Source organism: Marinithermus hydrothermalis DSM 14884, assembly GCF_000195335.1.
GTDB classification, from domain to species: Bacteria; Deinococcota; Deinococci; order Deinococcales; family Marinithermaceae; genus Marinithermus; species Marinithermus hydrothermalis.
In genome coordinates, this window is sequence record NC_015387.1 from 2,083,563 (window position 1) to 2,102,256 (window position 18,694).

Consider the following 18,694-nt stretch of genomic DNA (forward strand, 5'->3'; position numbering starts at 1 on the left):
CGTTCCTTCTGGGATTTGAAACACGCGCTCCGCCAACTCTCCCTGATGCTCCGTGAGGGGTTTTCACCGTTCCTTCTGGGATTTGAAACTACAACACGCAACCCCTGATTTGCAACCCCCACCACAATAGTTTTCACCGTTCCTTCTGGGATTTGAAACCCCCAAACCCCTGGTTTTGCGCTACGAAAAACGCCGTTTTCACCGTTCCTTCTGGGATTTGAAACAGGATATCCACAATCGCGTCCTCAGCGCGTTCGGGGTGGTTTTCACCGTTCCTTCTGGGATTTGAAACAAAGAATCAAAAGCGCGAAACCCGGAACCCGCAACAACAGTTTTCACCGTTCCTTCTGGGATTTGAAACCGCCGTCAACGTAGCGGATGACTGCCCACGCGGGGAGTTTTCACCGTTCCTTCTGGGATTTGAAACGCGTGGGAATTAGCGTGGGAAAACCAGGACGGGTTCAGTTTTCACCGTTCCTTCTGGGATTTGAAACAAATGAGGTCCCCCCACTGTCGGATCAAAGGGCGGGGTTTTCACCGTTCCTTCTGGGATTTGAAACTCTCGTGGGCTTTGCCAAGGAGAAAAAGGCCGCCTTGGGTTTTCACCGTTCCTTCTGGGATTTGAAACCCTCGAGGCTTACAGTAACCTAGACGGTGTACAAGTTTTCACCGTTCCTTCTGGGATTTGAAACTAGTAACAACCTCAAACGCCTTGTTAGCGATGCCTTGTTTTCACCGTTCCTTCTGGGATTTGAAACCCCCAACGCAACATTATACACCGTCACTGAAACGCAGGTTTTCACCGTTCCTTCTGGGATTTGAAACGCCTCATCCACAATGAATAATAGGTTAGCTCCAGAAGTTTTCACCGTTCCTTCTGGGATTTGAAACCTCGATCCGGCGATCCCCTCGGGGCGGCATGGGCGCCGTTTTCACCGTTCCTTCTGGGATTTGAAACGGCGTGGCTGGCCGAGCGCGGCATGGACATAGAGAGTTTTCACCGTTCCTTCTGGGATTTGAAACTCAAATGGTCCATATTGCGCCGTTCCCGTCCTGGACGTTTTCACCGTTCCTTCTGGGATTTGAAACCTTTCTAGCCGGACGCAGGCGCGGCGGGTCCTGGAAGTTTTCACCGTTCCTTCTGGGATTTGAAACCTGGAGGGACGCATGGAGCGCATGGAGGAACGAGTGGGTTTTCACCGTTCCTTCTGGGATTTGAAACCACTCTAGCCCCCGCTTACCTGAGGAACACCCCCCAGTTTTCACCGTTCCTTCTGGGATTTGAAACAAAGAATCAAAAGCGCGAAACCCGGAACCCGCAACAAGTTTTCACCGTTCCTTCTGGGATTTGAAACCATGGAGTGGGTAGAACAAAACGACAACCTATCCAAAGTTTTCACCGTTCCTTCTGGGATTTGAAACTGGCTTCCGTGGTCATCTTCACTACCTCCCTTACACCTGGTTTTCACCGTTCCTTCTGGGATTTGAAACTATACCCCCACCCGGTAGGGTGGGGGGTGGGTTAGCGTGTTTTCACCGTTCCTTCTGGGATTTGAAACCCCAGTCCTCTAATTCACGGTAACTAATGACGTGTTCGTTTTCACCGTTCCTTCTGGGATTTGAAACAAGCGGCTCCTCAGTTACGAAACCACTCTAGCCCCCGCGTTTTCACCGTTCCTTCTGGGATTTGAAACACAGGTTCTCCTTCCCTCTGGTACTCACGGATCTTCTCGTTTTCACCGTTCCTTCTGGGATTTGAAACCCTCACCGCGAAACTCATCATCCAGGAACTAAAAAGTTTTCACCGTTCCTTCTGGGATTTGAAACGAAGACTCAAAGCAAACTCCGCCTCCCGGAGCATCCTCTTCGCACGTACCCGCAACCCAAAAGCAAGGCGGGCCGTATGCCCGCCTTAACGCGAGGAATGCACACTACCTTGCTCCGCTCAAGCCCCCGGGTGCTCCTCGAGCGCCTGGCGCACGCGCGGGTTCACGGCAAGGAGGAAAAGCGCCAGGCCTAGGAGGCTCGCGCTGAAAACGTACGGGTACTCGGGCCGGAACTCGTACAGTCCCGTTCCCGCGACCGGGCCCAGCATCCGCCCGAGGGCCTGAGCGGCGCTGCCGAGGCCCGCGACGCTCCCTTGCTCGCCCTCCCCGACCGCCAGGGAAAGCGCCGCGGTCACACCGGGCATGGCGAGACCCTGCCCGAACCCCTGCAGCACCAAAGCCAGCGTCAGCACAGCGAACCCATGCGCAAAGATGAAAAGCACGAACCCCGCGAGGGCCGCCGGCACCCCCACCCAAAGCAGCACCCGGGGCGGCCACTGGTACTTTCGCACCAGGACCCCCTGCACGAAAACCGCCACCAAGCCGTACACCACGAGAGCCGTGCCGACCGCGCGTGCGGTGCCGGTGGCGTCCAGGCCCAACCGGTCCTGGAAGTAAAAAGCCACGGTCTGCTCCAGGGCCACCGAGGCCAGGCTGACCGCGAACCCCAAGACGAGAAGCGGCTGGATCCGCGGGTCGGTGGGGCGCAGCGCCCCGGCGGCCTCTGCACCCACGCGCCGCTGAGGCTCGGGCAGTTTCCACCACACGAACCAAGCGTTAAGCAGCGCGAGGGAAGCCGAGAAGTAAATGGGCGCGAGAAGGCTGATCCCCGCGAGGCCCGCGCCGATCGCCGGACCGAAGATCACTCCAAGCCCGAAAGCCGCGCCGATCAACGCCATGCCCGCGGTGCGTTCGTTGCGGCCGGTCACGTCCGCCACGTAAGCCTGTGCGGTGGGAAGCGTGGCGGAGGAGAAGGTACCGCCCAGCACGCGAGCCGCGAGCAGCAACCCGAAAAGCACCCCCGGCCCCAACCGCCCCGCGAAGCCCAACTGCGCGACGATAGCGAACAAGTAGAAGGACAGGGCGAACCCCAGGATGCCCACGAGGAGGACCGGCTTACGCCCCACGCGCTCGCTTTGGCGCCCCCAGTACGGGCTCATCACGAACTGCATCAGGGCGTACCCGGTGGAGAACAACCCCACCTGCACCTCGCTCAGGCCGAGCTCGCGAGCCAACGGCGCCAGGATGGGGAACAGAACGGAAAGCCCCAGGATGCTGTTAAACAGGGAGAGGAACAGCAGCGCGAGCGGCCCCATGCTCCCTAGTTTACGGGGTGCGCAACGCGAGCTGACCGCACGCTGCCCCCACATCACGCCCGCGGCTCCAACGCACCGAGACCGGGATGCCGGCCGCCTCGAGAACCGCGGCGAACCGCCGGATCTGCTCGCGGCTCGAGCCCTCGTGCGGCGCGCCCTCCCAGGGGTTGAAGGGGATGAGGTTCACGTGCGCGGTCAGGCCGCGCGTGTGCTTAGCGAGCATCTTAGCCTGCCACAGGTGGTCGTTCACGCCGCGGAGCAGGGTGTACTCGAGGGTCACGCGGCGTTTGGTGCGGCGGTAGTAGTGCCGCACCGCGTCCATGATCTCCTCGATCGCGTAGCGGTGCGCCGTGGGGATGATGCGGCGGCGGGTCTCGTCGTCCGGGGCGTGCAGGCTGAGGGCCAGCTTGACGCCCACGTCCTCCTCCGCGAGGCGGTAGATGCCGCGGGGGATGCCGACGGTGGAGAGGGTGATGCGGCGCGGGCTCATCGCGAGGGCTTGCTTGTGGATCATGCGGCGCACGGCCTTGAGGACGTTCGTGAGGTTCAACAGGGGCTCGCCCATCCCCATCAGGACCACGTTGCGGATCTCGCGCGGGCTGATCCCCTGGTGGTAGGCCGCGGCAAGCAGCTGGTCCAGGATCTCCGGGGCGGTCAGGTTCCGGCCGAAGCGCATCTGGCCCGTGGCGCAGAAGGTGCACCCTGCGGGGCAGCCCACCATGCTCGAGATGCAGATCGTCCGGCGGTCCTTATACGGCATGTAGACCGCTTCGGTCTGGCGGCCGTCGTGCAGCGTGTAGAGGTACTTGGTCGAGCCGTCCGCGCTGGGGAAGGCCTGCACGAGGGAGAACTCGCTTATGCGCCAGGTGTGCGCGAGCTCGGCGCGCAACGCGCGGGGCAGGTCGGTCATCTCGTCGAACTCGCGCACGCCCCACGCGTACAGCCAGTGCGCGATCTGGCGCTTGCGGTACCCTTCCCCGGGCAGGTCCTCGGGCTCGGGTTCCAGGATCGGGCGTCGCTCATCCCCCAGCGCGAGGGGCAGGTGAGCATTCCATTCAGCAGGTTCCCTCATGGTTCTCCCCTACACCTTCAGGTGCACTACGGTCACGCCGTGCCCGCCCTCGTAAGGCATCGCGTCGTGGAAGGAAGCCACGCGCTTGTCGCGCTTTAGGGCGTCGCGGATCGCGCGCCGGAGGGCGCCGGTGCCTTTGCCGTGCAGGATGCGGACGGGGGTTTCCTTGAGGGCCAGGGCCTCGCTGATGAAGTCGTGCACCGCCTCTACCGCCTCCACGGCGGTCAAGCCCCGCACGTTGAGTTCCGGCTCGAACCCGGACTTCACCACCACGGCCTGTTTGGGGCGGGGCGCGTCCTCACCGCGTGGCCTGAGCTCGGCGGTCGGCACGCTCACCTTCAGCACCCCGATCTGCACCACGGCCTCCTCCCCGTCCACCCGCACCACGGTTCCCGTCTTGCGGTACGAAGGCACCTCCACCGTCATGCCGGGCTTGAGGCCCTCCAGGCGCGGGCGCTTGGGTTCCGGCCGGCCCTTTTGGCGCAGCTGCATCACCGTCCGGAGCGCGTCGCGCTTGGCCGACTCCCCCTTGCGCGCCTGCTCCCGGAGGGAACGGATGCGCTCGTGCACCTCCTTGAGGAGCCGGTCCGCCTCGGCCCGCGCGGCCTCGAGGCGCTCCTGGCGTTCCGCCTCGATGCGCGCCAGGCGCGCCTCCAGCTCGGCACGCAGGGCCTCGGCCTCGGCCCGCGCGGCGCGGGCCTGCGCGAGTTCGGCCTCCAAGGCGCGGCGTTCCGCCTCGATCCGCTCCAGGAGGAGCTCGAGCTCGCGGCCCTCGGGGCCGAGGAGGGCTTCCGCTCGTTTAAGGACCGCTTCCGGGAAGCCCAGTTGCCGCGCGACCGCGAGGGCGTAACTGCGGCCGGGCACCCCGAGGACGAGGCGGTAGGTGGGCTCGAGGCGCTCCAGGTCGAAGGCCATCGAGGCGTTCAGGACCCCTTCGCGCTCCATGGCGAAGGCCTTGAGGGGGGTGAGGTGCGTGGTGATCACGCCGCGCGCGCCGCGCTCCAGCAGGGCCTCGAGGACCGCTTGGGAGAGCGCGGCGCCCTCCATGGGGTCGGTGCCGGAGCCGAGCTCGTCGATCAGGACGAGGGCGCGGGGGGAAGCGTGCTGCAGCACGGCCTCGAGGCGCACGAGGTGCGCGGCGAAGGTGGAGAGGCTGTGCTCGAGGGACTGCTCGTCCCCGATGTCCACCAGCAGGGCGTCCACCCACGGGAGTTCTGCGGCCCGAGCCGGGACGAAGAGGCCGGACTGCGCCATCAGGACCGCGAGGCCGAGGGATTTCAGGAGGACGGTCTTCCCCCCCATGTTCGGGCCCGTGATGAGCAGGAGGCGGCGGTCCGCGTCGAGCTCGAGGTCGTTCGGCACGCAGTTCACGATGAGGGGGTGGAAGAGGCCCTCTAGGCGGTAGGTGCCCGCCTCGCCCCACCGGGGCCGCACGAGGCGCCAGTCCTCCGCGAGGCTGGCCGCGGCGCGCACCAGATCCAGCGCGGCGAGGGCCTCGAGGGTGCGGTCCACCTCGGGGTCCGCGGCGAGGGCCTGGGTGAGTTCGAAGAGGACGCGCTGCACCTCGGCCTCCTCCTCGAGGCGCAGCTTGGCGAGCTCGTTATTGAGGGGCACGACCGAGGCCGGCTCGAGGAAGACCGTGGCGCCCGAGGCGGACTGGTCCAGCACGATGCCCGTCACCTGGTGCTGGAGGTGCGCCTTGATGGGGATGACGTACCGGTCGCGGCGCAGGGTGATGAAGCGTTCCTGCACCGCCTCCGGGTGCGCGTCCATCACCGCGTAGAGCCGATCCTGGATCTGGGCCCGCAGGGGCTCCATGCGCCGGCGGATCTGGCGCAGCTTGGGGGTGGCGTGGTCCTTAACGCGCCCGTCCTCCTCCAAGGCCTCCGCCACGCGCCGGCGGAAAAGGAGGTGCTCCCCCACACGCGCGGCGAGCCCGGCGAGGTGCTCGGTCTCGGCCTCGAGGAGGTGCCGCTTGAGCTCCGCAGCAGCGGAGAGGGTGTGGGCGGCCTCCACGAGCTCGAGGCCCTCGAGCCGCCGGCCCTCGCGCGCGCGTTGGAGGAGGGGCCGGAGGTCCCGGATCCCCCCCAGGCGGTAGGGCACGAGAAGGGCCTCAGCCACCGCGGCTTGGAAGGCCTGGGCCTCGGCCGGGGTAGGGTACGGCTCGAGGGCCTGGGCGCGCTCCACGCCCAAAGCGGTCGCGGCGCGCTCGGCTAAAGCCGCGCGCACCCGGTCGAACTCGAGGGCGGTTCGTGCGTCTCGCATCATCCCGTCGCCCCGCTCAAGCCGCGGGGCACCCAAAGCCGCAGTATACACGCCTGGAGGGGGGAAGAAGGTAAGGGGTTACTCCCCCACCTCGACCACCGACTTGTCCCCCAGCACGAGCTTGTGCGCCTTGGGCAGGCCTTTGCGCGTGGTGACCTTGGAGCCCACACCCAGGATGCACTCCTGTATCCGGAGGTTCACGTCCTCCACCACGGCCTTGTCCTCGAGGATGGAGAACTCCACCTCGGCGCGGCGCACCTGCGCGCCGGGGCCGACCGAGGTGAAGGGACCGATGAAGGCGCTTTCCACCACGGCGCCGCTCGCGATCAAAGCCGGGCCCAGGATCGTGGAGTCGAGGACGCTCGCGCCCGGCTCGATCACCACGCGGCCCGTGACGCGGCTACCCGAAACCAGGCCCTCCACGCGAGGCTCGAGGCCTTCGAGGAGGAGGCGGTTCGCGTCGAGGAGGTCGTGGGGTCGTCCGGTGTCCTTCCACCATCCCTCCACGGTCACGCCGCGCACCGCGCGCCCCCGGTCGATCAGGCCTTGGATGGCGTCGGTGATCTCGTACTCGCCGCGCGCGCTGGGCTCGAGGCCCGCGATGATCTCGTGGATCTCCGGGGTGAAGACGTACACGCCCGCGACCGCGAGGTTCGTGGGGGGGTTCTGGGGTTTTTCCAGGAGGCGGACGATCCGGCCTCCCTCCACGACCGCCACGCCGAACTGCTGGGGGTTCTCGACGGGCACGAGGGCGATGACCGCGTCGGCCTCGTCCTGCTGGAAGGCCTTGACGAAGCGCGCCACCCCGTGCTCGAACAGGTTGTCCCCCAGGTACATCACGAAGGGGCTGTCCCCCAGCCACTCGCGCGCCACCCGCACCGCGTGCGCGAGCCCTTGGGACTCCTCCTGCACGATGTAGGTGAGGCGCGCGTCCTTGAACCCGTTGAGCGCGAGGCGGATGTCCTTGGCCGTGTCGGGCGAGACGACCACTCCGATCTCGGTGATGCCTGAGCGGGTTAGGTTCTCGACCGCGTAGTGAATGATGGGCCGGCCAGCCACCCGGATCGCCGGCTTGGGTCGCGTGTGGGTCAGGGGCCGCAGCCGGGTGCCGCGGCCTGCCGCGAGGATGAGGCCCTTCATGCTCATGCCTTCATTGTATGGGAGGCGTTTGCGCCCTCCGGGGCAGGCTGCAAGGCGTCCGCGACGAAGGCCCAAACGAGCGCTAGCATCCCTCCCAGTACGAGGGCGAGCGCCAGGATCAGGGCCGTTTTCGGCGCGACGGGATCAAACATGGGGTAGGCAGGGGCCAGGACCTGCGCCAGGCTCCGCTGCACGGAAGCCGCTTCGATCCGGAGGTCGTTGCGTTTTTGGGCCAGGGCGATGTACTCGCTGCGGGCCAGGTCCAGCTGCTCCTGAACCTGCTGGGCGCGTACCTGCGCCTCCGCGACGCGCGCCTTCAGGTCCGCGATGCGGGCCTCCAGCTCCTCGAGCCGTTCCTGGAGCGCCGCCTCACGTGCCGTGAGGCGAGCCTCCTCCGTCCGGGCGTCTACCAGCGTCTGCTGCAACCGGACGTACACCGGGTTGAGTTCCTGGTCCACCAGCCGCAGCTCGGCCGCTTCCTGAACCCCCCGCTGCCCTAGGAGCGTGGTCGCGAGGGGGTCCGCGAAGACGCTGCGCTCCAGGGAGAGCCGTTCAGGCTCGCCCTCCAACTGGGCTTGCACGGCCTGGATCCGCGCGCGTATGGCGGCGAGGTTCTGGCGCAGTTGCGCCAGCTCACCCTCGAGCCGTACCCGTTCGTTCGTGAAGGCGCTCAACGCCGCCTGGTCCTGCTCGAGGGTCGAGGTCCGCTGGAAGGCTTCCCACGCCTGCTGGGCCTTCCGGTACCGGGCCTCGCTCTCGCTCAATCGTTCCTCAAGGACCTCGAGGACGGCGCGCGTGCGTTCCACGGGCACCGCGTTCACCCGCCTAAGCGTGGCGTCTACCCAGAGGTTCGCGATCTCTGCGGCTAGACGCGGGTCCCCTTCCCTGGCCCGGTGCTCCACGATCAGCCCGGCTTGCGCGTTCTTGGGCGAGAGGTCCTTGAGCTTCAGGCTGTCCGCGAGGGACTCCAGAAGCTCGCCGTCCTCCCGGTCACGCCACGCTTCCGGCATCGAATCCTGCTGCCGGAGCCCCGCGAGCACCTCGCGCAACACCGGTTCCGAGTACGCGATAGAGCGGTACCCTGAAAACCCGATGAACGGCTGGTCCTCAACCTGGATCTTTTCCTCGAGGCGCGCCTGTACCTGCAGTGGGCTTATGCTCACGGTTGCTGCCGCCTCATATGCGGGCTTGGCCCAGAGGATCAGGTAGGCGGCCGCGGCAGCCACCGCGAGGGCCGGCACGGCCACCAACAATCTCCAACGCCGTTTCAATACCTCCACCAAATCCCGCAGCGTGATCTCGTCTGGATAGGACGTAGCCTCCGGCATAAGGCAATTGTAGCAAGCGCGGGCGGGCACGGCGTTCACGCGCGTCCCAGCCGCTGGGGTATAACCGAAGCATGCGCCTGCTCGTTACGGGATCCACAGGACGGATGGGTCGCACGCTCTTGCCGCTACTGCCCACGGAGTGGGAGGTCATCGCGCCGCGGCGGCCGGCGGTGGACCTGACGCGTCCCGAGACCCTGGACGCCCTTTTCGCAGCGCACCAGCCGGAGGTGGTGCTGCACCTCGCGGCGTACACGGACGTGGCGCGGGCCGAGCGGGAGCGGGAGGTGTGCTGGCGGGTGAACGTGGAGGGCACGCGCGCGCTCGCCCGCAGGGCCCCAGGGTGGTTCGTGCACCTCTCCACGGATTACGTGTTTGACGGGGAGCGCGGCATGTACCGCGAGGAGGACCTGCCGAACCCTAAGAACTTCTACGCCCTCAGCAAGACCGTGGGGGAGGAGGCCGCGCGCCAGGCCCCCCGTCCCTTGATCGTGCGGACCAGCTTCAAGACCGCCCCGTGGCCGTACCCGCGGGCCTTCGTGGATCAGTTCACCTCGGCGGATTACGTGGACGTGATCGCGCGGGAGCTCCTCGTGCTGCTCCGGAACCTCGAGCGCCTCCCTCGGGCGGTGGAGGTGCTGCACATCGCGACCGAGCGCAAGTCCGTCTACGACCTCGCGCGGCGGCGCACCCCGAGCGTGCAGCCCATGCAGCGCGCGGAGGCGCCGGTCTACATCCCGCCGGACGTTTCGCTGGACACCACGCGCTGGCAGCAGCTCAAGGCCGGGTGGGGCAGTTAAGGCCTCCTTGTCGCGTCAAGCCGGGTTAGCGGAGCACCTCTCCCGGCTTGACCCGTAGCGCCCGCCGCAAGGGGAGGAGCGACGCGAGCAGCACGGTACCAAACGCGAGCGCTGAGACCCAGGCGAAGTCCAGGGCGCGGATCTCGACGGGCAGCCGGGTGATGAAGTACAGCTCGCCGGGGATCTCGAGGGGCCGGAGGCGGAAGTAGTGCGAAAGCCCCAGGCCGAGGAGGTCCCCCAAAACCACTCCCAGCCCGCCGAGGAGGACCCCCTCCAGGGCGAAGACCGCCGCGACCTGCGCGGCGCTCGCGCCCAGGACGCGCAGGATCGCGATGTCCGCGGTCTTCTCCACCACCACGAGGACCAGGACGTTCGCGATGCCCAAGGCGGCCACCACCACGATCAGGAAGACCACGATCCCGATCACGCGCTTTTGCAGGGCGAGCTGCTCGATCAGGGTGCGGTTCGCGTCCTGCCAGGTCTGGGCCCAGAACACGCCGCTTTGCGTCAAGGCTCGAGCCACCGCCCGCGCGCGCTCGGGGTCCTCCAGGCGCAGGTGGTACCCGCCGATCGCGCCGGGCAACTCCAACAGGGTTCGCACGTCCTCCAGGGTGGTGAAGGCGAAGCTCGAGTCGATCAGGTAGTTCCCGGTGGTGAAGGTGCCCGCCACGACGAGCTCGTGCCGGCGCTGGTTCACCGAGACCGCGAAGAGCCGGTCCCCCGGCAGGGCCCCGAGCGCCTCGGCGAGCGCCGCGCCGAGCACGACCCGGCCGGGCTCGAGGGCCTCGAGGCCGAGCCCGGGGTAGACGGCGGGCGCGTCCTCACCGACGCCGAGGAGGGTGGCGAAGTCCGCGCCTGCGTTGCGTCCGGCTTGGGCGCGGCGGGTGAGGAGGACCTTGGCGGGCAGGAAGGGGGTTTGGGCTTGGATCTCCGGGTGGTGGGGCGGGGGGGCGTCTTGGGGGTCGAAGGCGAAGAGGGTGATGTGGGGGATGGCGCGGAGGGTGGCGTGGAGCAAGGCGCTGGTGAAGCCGTTCGTGAGGGAGAGGGCGGTGGTGAGGACCATCACGCCCGCGGCCACCCCGAGCACGGTGATGAGGCTCTGGGTGCGGCGGTAGGTGAGGTGTTTGCGCGCGAGGAAGAGGACGAGGCGCACGCGTTTAGTTTATCGCCCGTACCGCACGATGGTGAGTTTGACGCGGCGCACGCCCCACTTGAGGGCCAGGGCACGGTCCGGCATCCAGATGTCGATCTGCTGGCGTTTGCGCCGGTTCATGGTGTCCTCGACGACGAAGAGGATGCCTTCGAGCATGGGGTTGTACTTGCCTTTTTCGGCCCCGTCCTCCCAGCGGCCCAGGTCCTCGAGCTTGACGAGGGAGCCGTAGGGGAGGTCGGTCTGGAGGAGGTCGCGGCTCACGGCGATGATGCCGTAGCGCGTGCGGGCGCCGGTGGCGGTGATGAAGGGGGTGGCGTCGGTCTCCCGCACGCTGGAGGTGTACGCGGTGGCTTTGAGGATGAGGACCTTGGGGCCTTCGGCCTTGGCCGGCAGGATCAGGAGGCTCAATCCGAGAAGGATCGCGAACCGTCGCAGGATGGGGTGTGCCGTGTGAATCATCTTCGTAAATGCCTTGGAGAACCTGGGTGCTTGTTTCCTAAACCGAATCCAGAAACCTCGCGACGGAGCAACCCTCATACGCGCTTATCGTATAATGGAAAGTGGCTGAGGAAAGTAAGCATGCTGCCGAGGCTGGGTTAACCGTTACCTTAATGGTTTGCTCCCTTGGGAACGGACTTCATTATACTGGAACCCGCGCCCTAATGCAAGGAGGATCGCCATGCCGCAACGTACGCTAGGCATCGTATTGGCCAGCGCCGGCCTCGTGTACCTCACCCTGCTCAACCCCTGGACGCCCGGCTGGCCCTGGGGTCTCGCCGGAGGGTTGGGCTTCCTCGTCCTGTACCGGCGGAGCAAGGTGCGGGACGCCCTGCTCGCCGGAGCGCTCTTTTTCGGCTGGGGCGTGGGCGCGGCGTTCGCGGACTGGCTGGACTACCAGGCCCTCAAACTCCTGGGGCTTGGCCTGGGGTTCGGGTTGTACGGCTGGCTCGAGAACGCCGCGTGGGGCCTGTGGACCGCGGCGGGCCTCGCGGGGATCGGGGCGCTGGTCTTCCTTTGGGAGATCGGCACCGCGGTCTGGCTCGCCCTGGCGCTTGTGGGGGCGGGCGCGTGGTTCGTCCTCAAGGGGGAGGCCGCCCCACCGACGCTGCCTCCGGCCCGGGAGGCCCTCTACAAGCACCTGTACGCCTGGCGGGTCGCGCAGGCCCGGCGGGAGGAGCGCAGCAGCGCGGAGGTGCTGCCGAACCGGCTCGTGGCTCGCATCGTACAAGAGAACCCGCAGGACCCGGAGGCCCTGCGAGAGATTTTAGGCGAGGAGCGCGCCGCGTACACGGAGGCGATCTGGGAGCTGCTCAAGGCACGGGACAGCTCCCCAACAGGCTGAGGGTGTACTGCCCGCTCCCGGGCTCGTCGAACCCCGCGCGGGCCCCGGGCCCCTCCACCGTGCTGCCGCTCGAGCGGTCCCGCACCAGTACGAACGTCCCGGCCTGGACAGGCACGCAGTTGTTCTTCTGGGGTTCCAGCACCGCGAGGGGCGGCTCCCCGGTGTCCGTGCTGGCGAAGACGAAAGCCACCAGGTCGATGGGCCCGCTGTAGTCGAGGTGCAAGAAGCGGCCGGAGGGCAGGTTCGGGTCGATCGTGTAGGTGTCGAACTCCCCCAGGAACTCGATGGCCCCGGTGACGGGCACCCCGTCGCGGAGGGTTCCGCCGTCGCTCCTGTCGCTCCTAGGGGTGAAGCTCGCCACGCTCACCTCCACCCGCTCGGCGAGCGTGCCCCGGTTGGCGACGCGCACGAAGAACACGTCCCCCGCCTGGACCTTCAGGTTAATCCGGTAGGCGTCGATGGGCGTCGGGGTGATCCCCAGCAGCGTCACCTGCGGAATCCCAAACCAGTAACGGCTCACGGCCTTCGCCAACGGTACGAAGTCCCGGTTGAACACGGTCAGCTCGAGCTGGCTGGCCTGCGGCACGGCCTCTGGCACCGCCTGCACCCGGATCGTTCCGGTTTGCTCCACGTCGATCCGGTACTGCCGCATCTCCCCCGGCGGCAGGTTATCGATGGTGATTGCGGCGCCGTCCACGCTCAAGACCCCGTCGATCGGCGGGCTGAGCTGCACCGTGCACGCGGCGAGCAGCAACGCCAACGCCCCCAAGATCCACCCACGCACCACCGCACCTCCCTTCCCAAACAGTCTACGCCCTCAGGCCGGGACGCGCGCCCCGAATTAACAAACGCTTAAGCGCCCCCACCTCCCGGCGGGGTCACTCGAGGGTCACCACGTAATCGTACAGGTCCGGCCCGCCCGCGTGCAGCTCGAACTCCAGGTCCGGGTACAGCGCCTCGAGCTCCGCCACCACGGCGCGGGCCGTTTCGGGGTCGGTCTGGGCGTTGTGGAAGATGGTCGCGATCTCGAAGGCCGCCTCGGGGGTCACCGCGAGGCGGAACAAAGCCTTCAAGCCCTCCGCGGGAGTTTCGGTCACCACGGCCAGCTGGCCGTCCCGCAACCCGATCACCTGGCCCTCCTGGATCTCGCCCACCGCCTCGAGGTTCGCGTTGCGGCTCGCGCGGGTGATCTCGAGGGTCACCACCTGCGCCGCCGCTTCCCGCATCGCCTCGAGGAGCCCGTCTGCGGGGGTGTTCGGGTCGAAGAGGACCGCCGCGGCGATCCCCTGGCCGAGGGTGCGCGTGGGCAGGACGTGCACCTGCTTGCCGTGCTCTTTCTGGGCGAGTTCCGCGGCCTTCTCGGCGGCGAGGATCACGTTCTTGTTGTTGGGCAGCACGATCACCTCGGGGTTCGGGAGGCTCCGCACCGCGTCGAGGATGTCCTGCACGCTGGGGTTTTGCGTCTGCCCGCCGGCCACGACCCGCGCGCCGAAGGCGCGGAAGGCCTTTACGATCCCGTATCCGGCGGCGACCGCGACCAGCCCCGAGGGCGGGGGGGCTTCGTCCGCCGCGCCCACCATCGCCAGGATCTCCGAGTGCTGCTCGGACATGTCCTCCACCTTGGTGCGCCGCATCTTCCCGTACCGGGCCACCGCGGCGAGCAGCGCGTCGGGCTCGTTCGTGTGGATGTGGCCCTTCACGAACCCCTCGGCGCCCACCACGAGCAGCGAGTCCCCAAAGGGCGCGACCACCTCGCGGATCTTTTCGATGGGGACCTCCACCCCCTCCATGAGGAACTCGGTGCAGTACCCGTACTCCTCCTCCTCGAAGACCTCCTGCGCGTACCGCTCGACCTTGGGCGGCTCGGGTAAGGCGCGGTCCTCGAGGTACCCCAGGATCCCCTCCAGGAAGTGGAGGTACCCCTGCCCGCCCGCGTCCACCACGCCGGCCTGCTTCAAGACCGGGAGGAGCTCCGGGGTTTTTTGGAGGGCCTCGCCTCCCTTGGCGAGCGCTCCGTTTAGGACCTCCGCGAGGGTCTTCGCGCCCTGCTCCAGCGCCGCGCGCCCCCCCTCGGCCGCGGCGCGCGCCACGGTCAGGATCGTGCCCTCCACCGGCTTCATGACCGCGCGGTACGCCGCCTCCGCGCCGGCCTCGAGCAACGCGACCAGGGTGCGGGGCGTGACCGCGGACGCGCCGCGCACGGCCTCCGCGTACCCTTTGAGGATCTGGGAGAGGATCACGCCAGAGTTGCCCCGCGCGCCGAGCAAACTACCGTAACTCAAGGCGCGAGCCACCTCGGGCATCCGGCGGGTGTCGGCTAGGTCCAGCTCCCGGCGCACCGCCTGGAGGGTGAGGTGCATGTTCGTGCCGGTGTCCCCGTCCGGCACCGGGTAGACGTTCAGGGCGTTGACCTCCTCCACGTAGACCGCGAACCAGTCCACGGCGTACCGGATCGCGGCGGCCAGCCGCTCCGCCCCCAGCTTATCCACGGCTCACCCCCACCACGTGCACGAAGACACGCTCGAGCTCGAGGCCCGCCAGGTGCTTCGCCGCCCACCGGGCGCGCTCGGCGATCAGCTCCACGACCGCGGGGATGTTCACCCCGAACGCGACCACGACGTACACGTCCGCCTGGTACGTCCCGGGCCGGGCGGGGTCCGCCTTCACGACCACGCCCTCGCTGGCCTCGTTCCGGCCGAGGATCCGGCTGAGCCCGTCGCGGATCCCTACGGGGCTCATCCCCACCACGCCGGGCACCTCGTGCGCCGCGAGTCCCACGACCGCGGCCAGCGCCTGTTCCGTTACGGTCACGCTTCCCTTCAACGTTCACCTCCGAATCTCGATCAAGCGGGCCTCCACCGTACCGAACCCCTGGCCGTACACCAGGTACACCGGGAAGCGGCCCGCGTCCTGAGAGAACCACACCTCCACCCGGACCCCGCCCTCCGTGAACCGGTACCCTCGAGCCTCGAACACCCCCGCCGGGACCGCCACGCGCCGCACGGGCAGGTGCTCGAGCTCGCCTTGGATCAGGCCGACGAAGTCCACGAACTGGAGCGTGCGGGTCTCCGGATGCACCCGGATATGATACAAGACCGATAGGTCATCCAGCACGTTCACCTCAGGGGAGCGGTACCGGTATCGCGCCCCTGAAACCTCCACCACGGTCGCGGTGAGTGCACCGTCCACGACGGCGATGATGCGTTTGGTTCCCTGCATGGGAACGACCAGTTCCTTCTCGAAACGCACGCTGTAGAGGGCGCCGTTCGCCCAGCTTTCGGCCTTCAGGGCGTACCCCAGCGCGCGTCCCACCCCGTCCGGCTCGATGCGGCCCACCAGGTGCCACAACGCCCCCTCGCGGCGCGCCTCGAGGACCTGCCGCCCGACCGGGATCCCCTTCCAGCGCACCTGGTAGACGAGGCGTTCCCCGTCCGTCCAGGGAACCGGAGGCGCCGCGAGGCCCCAGCCGAGGGCGAGCAGCGCAAGGCCCAACAGCACAACGCGCACGCCCCTAGCCTACCCTCTAGCCGCCGGGGGTCACACCGCCTCCCCTTTGAAGACCCGCTTGATCTTCAGTTTGAACCCGTCGCCTTCCGCCACCGCGACGAGCCGCCCCTGCTTGTTCGTCAGGGCAACCAAGCCCCGCGCAGGAATCGGCAAGGGCACCCCCTCGATCACCCGGCGCACCTCAGCGTGCGCGAGCTCCACCACCGGGTAGGGCAGCACCTCGGTCTCCCGCAGCGCGGCCTGCGGGGAGAGCGCGTCCAGCCGCACGGTCTCCTCCAGGCTCACCCGCCCCACCCGGGTGCGGACCAGGCCGGAGAGGAAAGCCTTCGTGCCCAGCATCGCCCCCAAATCCCGCGCGAACGCGCGCACGTACGTTCCGGAACCCACGGCGAGCCGCACCACCGCGGTGGGGTACCGCCCGAGCGGCTTGGGCAAAGTCACGCGTCGCCCGCGGGCGTCCAGCCGCCACCCAGAAGGCCCCGGCGCGATCCGGTGCGCGCGCACCTCAGGGTCGAAGCTCAAGAGCGCCACCTCGCGGTACGCGACCGGGCGCGGCTCGAGCACAAGCCGTTTCCCCTGCCGCGCCGCCTCGTAGGCCCGCACCCCCCCCACCTTGACCGCGGAGTACGCGGGCGGCACCTGCTCCTTAAGGGTGAGGAAGTGCTGAAGGGCCTGCTCGAGATCGCGCGGGGTGAAGGTGGGAGGCGGCCCCTCCTCCAAAGGGCCCTCCGCGTCGAGGGTGGGGGTGGTGGCCCCGAAGCTCACCCAGGCGATGTACTCCTTGTCCTCCCCGGTCAGGAAGGAGACCAGCTTGGTCGAGGGACCGGAGGCCAGGACCAGCACCCCGGTGGCGAGCGGGTCGAGCGTTCCGGTATGCCCGACCTTCCGGGTGCCGAGCCGCTCACGCGCTCGATCCACCACGTCGTGCGAGGTCAGGCCCAGCGGCTTATCGACGGCGTACAGGGCCATGCTGAGTGAATTCTATCACCTCAGCAACCCGCGCGCCGCACCGGGGTCTTAGACTAGAATAAGCCAAAGCGTTCGGAAGGGAACGGCATGCCGCTCAGCGAAGTGCGCAAAACCCTGATCGCCGCCATCCGGGCGGGGGAGCCCCACAGCGCCCGTAAGCTGCTCCGCGCCCACCCTGAGCTCGCGGCGGACGGGCGCCTCATCCTGGAGGCGGCGCACCGCGGTCGCCCGGAGGTCGTGGAGGCGCTGCTCGAGGCGGGCGCCGATCCGAACGCCCGCTCGAGCTCGGAGAACCGGTACCGCCCCCTGCACCGGGCCCTCGAGTACCGCCCCAACGCCCCCAAGGACGCGGACTACCTCGGGGTGGTGCGCGCGCTGCTCGAGGGCGGCGCGGATCCCGACGCGCGGGGGTGCTGGCACCAGTCCACGCCCCTCGTAATCGCGGCTCAAGCCGGAAACCAGATGGCGATCGACCTCCTGCTCGCGCACGGCGCCACCCTCGACGTTTACGCGGCCGCCGCGCTGGGCGAGGCTGCCTGGGTCCGGGCCTTTCTCACCCGCGCCCCGCACCTCGCCCACCGCCCCGACACCAACGGCCTCCCGCCCCTCTTCTACACCCTCTCCTCCCGCATGCCCGAGGACCGGCTTATGGAGGTGTTCGACCTCCTGCTCGAGCACGGCGCGAACCCCGCCCACACCGCTCGGGTGGGCCGCCACCGCCTGGCCCTCCTGGCCTTCGCCGCGCCCGAGAACCTCCAGCTCCTGCGCCAGGCGCTCGAGGCCGGCGCCGACCCCACCCCGGGCCTCGAGCACGCCCTGTGGAGCCGCGCGTACGCCGCGGCGGACCTCCTGGTGGCCCGTGGCGCGGACCTCGAGGCCCGCACCGCGAAGGGCCGGTCCCTCCTCGCCGAGTTCACCCGGTGGGGGCACGTCACGACCGTGCAGTGGCTCTTAGAGCGCGGCGCGAACCCCAACGCGCGGGACGCGTCCGGGGAAACCCCCCTGCACGCCGCGGCCTCGCGGGGCCAGGCGCGGCTGGTGCGGCTGCTGCTCGAGCACGGCGCGGACCCCCGAGCCGAGGACGAGCGCGGCCGCACCCCGCTCGACGTGGCGCGGGGCCGGGGCCGGGACCGGGCGGCGCGGGTCCTCGAGGCCGGTTCGATATAGTGGACCCATGGACACCGCGAAGTACCAGGCCTTAAAGTTCCAGCACCCCGCGGAGGGCGTGCTGGAGATCGTGCTCGAGCAGCCGGAGCGCCTGAACGCCGTGGATCAAATCGGGCACCGCGAGCTCGCGTACGTGTGGCGCGACGTGGACGAGGACCCCAGCGTCCGCGCGGTCCTCATACGCGGCAGCGGCAAGGGGTTTTCCGCCGGGGGGGATTTCGCGCTTATCGAGGAGATGATGGCGGACTACCGGACCCTGGTGCGGGTGTGGAAGGAGGCCCGGGACCTCGTCTACAACGTGATCAACTGCTCCAAGCCCATCGTCTCCGCGATTCACGGGCCCGCGGTCGGCGCAGGACTCGCGGTCGCGCTGCTCGCGGACGTCTCGATCGCGGCGAAAAGCGCGAAGATCCTCGACGGGCACACGCGGCTCGGCGTGGCCGCGGGCGACCACGCGGCCATCGTCTGGCCGCTTTTGGTCGGCATGGCCAAGGCCAAGTACTACCTCCTCACGAACGAGCCGCTGAATGGCGCGGAGGCCGAACGGATCGGGCTGGTCTCCCTCGCGGTGGAGGACGACGCGCTTTACGAGACGGCCCTAAGCGTCGCGAAACGCCTCGCGGCGGGCAGCCCCACCGCGCTTCGCTGGACCAAGTACGCCCTCAACAACTGGTTGCGCCTCGCCGGCCCCACCTTCGACACCTCCCTCGCCCTGGAGTTCCTGGGCTTTTTGGGGCCGGACGCGAAGGAAGGGCTCGCCGCCATCAAGGAACGGCGCCGCCCGGAGTTCGAGAAGGACGTACCCCTATAGG

Annotated in this window: 16 protein-coding genes and 1 CRISPR repeat array (1 of these 17 running past the window's edge); of the genes, 4 read left to right on the forward strand and 12 right to left on the reverse strand. The window is 68.0% G+C overall.

The window, feature by feature from the left end; translation table 11 throughout:
- A CRISPR array of direct repeats spans positions 1–1,827; the repeat unit is 30 nt; unit sequence GTTTTCACCGTTCCTTCTGGGATTTGAAAC; it begins 8 nt to the left of the window's first position.
- Between the two features lie 118 nt (positions 1,828–1,945).
- The 5 genes from MARKY_RS10430 to MARKY_RS11490 form a co-directional block, all read right to left on the reverse strand.
- On the reverse strand, positions 1,946–3,142 hold the full coding sequence (locus MARKY_RS10430) for an MFS transporter (RefSeq protein ID WP_013704842.1): 1,197 nt from the start codon (positions 3,140–3,142) through the stop codon (positions 1,946–1,948).
- Between the two features lie 10 nt (positions 3,143–3,152).
- Positions 3,153–4,214, reverse strand: coding sequence for a dual-specificity RNA methyltransferase RlmN (rlmN, locus tag MARKY_RS10435; RefSeq protein ID WP_013704843.1), 1,062 nt, complete (start codon positions 4,212–4,214; stop codon positions 3,153–3,155).
- A 9-nt stretch (positions 4,215–4,223) separates the two neighbouring features.
- The gene (locus MARKY_RS10440; protein ID WP_013704844.1) at positions 4,224–6,482 is read right to left on the reverse strand and encodes an endonuclease MutS2; all 2,259 of its coding nucleotides are present in this window, start codon (positions 6,480–6,482) and stop codon (positions 4,224–4,226) included.
- Between the two features lie 75 nt (positions 6,483–6,557).
- On the reverse strand, positions 6,558–7,619 hold the full coding sequence (locus tag MARKY_RS10445) for a glucose-1-phosphate thymidylyltransferase (protein WP_041658495.1): 1,062 nt from the start codon (positions 7,617–7,619) through the stop codon (positions 6,558–6,560).
- A 2-nt stretch (positions 7,620–7,621) separates the two neighbouring features.
- Entirely contained in the window at positions 7,622–8,947 is a 1,326-nt protein-coding gene (locus MARKY_RS11490; protein WP_052297179.1) for a Wzz/FepE/Etk N-terminal domain-containing protein, read from the reverse strand.
- Positions 8,948–9,018: 71 nt separating this feature from the next.
- Between MARKY_RS11490 and MARKY_RS10455 the strand changes: the two genes are divergently transcribed.
- Positions 9,019–9,744 (forward strand): SDR family oxidoreductase, encoded by a 726-nt coding sequence (locus tag MARKY_RS10455; RefSeq protein ID WP_013704847.1) that lies wholly within the window; start codon positions 9,019–9,021, stop codon positions 9,742–9,744.
- A 25-nt stretch (positions 9,745–9,769) separates the two neighbouring features.
- Here MARKY_RS10455 and MARKY_RS10460 read toward each other — a convergent pair whose 3' ends face one another.
- Together MARKY_RS10460 and MARKY_RS10465 are read right to left on the reverse strand one after the other, a co-directional pair.
- Complete coding sequence (locus MARKY_RS10460; RefSeq protein ID WP_013704848.1) at positions 9,770–10,897, reverse strand: FtsX-like permease family protein; 1,128 nt, start codon at positions 10,895–10,897, stop codon at positions 9,770–9,772.
- Positions 10,898–10,906: 9 nt separating this feature from the next.
- Positions 10,907–11,356 (reverse strand): 3D domain-containing protein, encoded by a 450-nt coding sequence (locus tag MARKY_RS10465; protein WP_013704849.1) that lies wholly within the window; start codon positions 11,354–11,356, stop codon positions 10,907–10,909.
- Between the two features lie 220 nt (positions 11,357–11,576).
- Here MARKY_RS10465 and MARKY_RS10470 point away from each other — a divergent pair, with 220 nt between their 5' ends.
- Positions 11,577–12,239, forward strand: coding sequence for an HRDC domain-containing protein (locus MARKY_RS10470; RefSeq protein ID WP_013704850.1), 663 nt, complete (start codon positions 11,577–11,579; stop codon positions 12,237–12,239).
- Here the strand turns inward: MARKY_RS10470 and MARKY_RS10475 are convergent.
- The 5 genes from MARKY_RS10475 to truB all read right to left on the reverse strand — a co-directional run bounded on the left by MARKY_RS10475 (position 12,208) and on the right by truB (position 16,715).
- Positions 12,208–13,023 (reverse strand): hypothetical protein, encoded by an 816-nt coding sequence (locus tag MARKY_RS10475; protein WP_148230430.1) that lies wholly within the window; start codon positions 13,021–13,023, stop codon positions 12,208–12,210. The two genes, MARKY_RS10470 and MARKY_RS10475, sit on opposite strands and share 32 nt — an antisense overlap.
- A gap of 94 nt (positions 13,024–13,117) precedes the next feature.
- Entirely contained in the window at positions 13,118–14,728 is a 1,611-nt protein-coding gene (locus tag MARKY_RS10480; protein ID WP_013704852.1) for a DAK2 domain-containing protein, read from the reverse strand.
- Entirely contained in the window at positions 14,721–15,062 is a 342-nt protein-coding gene (locus tag MARKY_RS10485; protein WP_013704853.1) for an Asp23/Gls24 family envelope stress response protein, read from the reverse strand. Before MARKY_RS10485 ends, MARKY_RS10480 begins: the two co-directional genes overlap by 8 nt.
- Before the next feature lie 3 nt (positions 15,063–15,065).
- Positions 15,066–15,746 carry a DUF3108 domain-containing protein gene (locus tag MARKY_RS10490; protein ID WP_013704854.1) on the reverse strand — a complete coding sequence of 227 codons (681 nt, stop codon included), beginning with the start codon at positions 15,744–15,746 and terminating at the stop codon, positions 15,066–15,068.
- A gap of 30 nt (positions 15,747–15,776) precedes the next feature.
- Positions 15,777–16,715: a tRNA pseudouridine(55) synthase TruB gene (gene truB / locus MARKY_RS10495; RefSeq protein WP_013704855.1), complete on the reverse strand. Its 939-nt coding sequence runs from the start codon at positions 16,713–16,715 to the stop codon at positions 15,777–15,779.
- 87 nt (positions 16,716–16,802) lie between these two features.
- On the opposite strand from truB, the gene MARKY_RS11495 reads away from it, so the two are divergent.
- Positions 16,803–17,882, forward strand: a complete 1,080-nt coding sequence (locus tag MARKY_RS11495; protein WP_013704856.1) for an ankyrin repeat domain-containing protein — start codon at positions 16,803–16,805, stop codon at positions 17,880–17,882.
- A 7-nt stretch (positions 17,883–17,889) separates the two neighbouring features.
- On the forward strand, positions 17,890–18,693 hold the full coding sequence (locus MARKY_RS10505; RefSeq protein WP_013704857.1) for an enoyl-CoA hydratase/isomerase family protein: 804 nt from the start codon (positions 17,890–17,892) through the stop codon (positions 18,691–18,693).
- The last annotated feature ends 1 nt before the right edge of the window (position 18,694 follow it).

Bases quoted from the DNA above. Each gene is read 5' to 3' on its own strand.
- MARKY_RS10440 (WP_013704844.1), bottom strand. From the start codon at position 6,482: ATGATGCGAGACGCACGAACCGCCCTCGAGTTCGACCGGGTGCGCGCG.
- truB (WP_013704855.1), bottom strand. From the start codon at position 16,715: ATGGCCCTGTACGCCGTCGATAAGCCGCTGGGCCTGACCTCGCACGAC.
- MARKY_RS10505 (WP_013704857.1), top strand. From the start codon at position 17,890: ATGGACACCGCGAAGTACCAGGCCTTAAAGTTCCAGCACCCCGCGGAG.
- rlmN (WP_013704843.1), bottom strand. From the start codon at position 4,214: ATGAGGGAACCTGCTGAATGGAATGCTCACCTGCCCCTCGCGCTGGGG.
- MARKY_RS10470 (WP_013704850.1), top strand. From the start codon at position 11,577: ATGCCGCAACGTACGCTAGGCATCGTATTGGCCAGCGCCGGCCTCGTG.
- MARKY_RS10455 (WP_013704847.1), top strand. From the start codon at position 9,019: ATGCGCCTGCTCGTTACGGGATCCACAGGACGGATGGGTCGCACGCTC.
- MARKY_RS10445 (WP_041658495.1), bottom strand. From the start codon at position 7,619: ATGAAGGGCCTCATCCTCGCGGCAGGCCGCGGCACCCGGCTGCGGCCC.
- MARKY_RS10430 (WP_013704842.1), bottom strand. From the start codon at position 3,142: ATGGGGCCGCTCGCGCTGCTGTTCCTCTCCCTGTTTAACAGCATCCTG.
- MARKY_RS11495 (WP_013704856.1), top strand. From the start codon at position 16,803: ATGCCGCTCAGCGAAGTGCGCAAAACCCTGATCGCCGCCATCCGGGCG.
- MARKY_RS10465 (WP_013704849.1), bottom strand. From the start codon at position 11,356: ATGATTCACACGGCACACCCCATCCTGCGACGGTTCGCGATCCTTCTC.
- MARKY_RS11490 (WP_052297179.1), bottom strand. From the start codon at position 8,947: ATGCCGGAGGCTACGTCCTATCCAGACGAGATCACGCTGCGGGATTTG.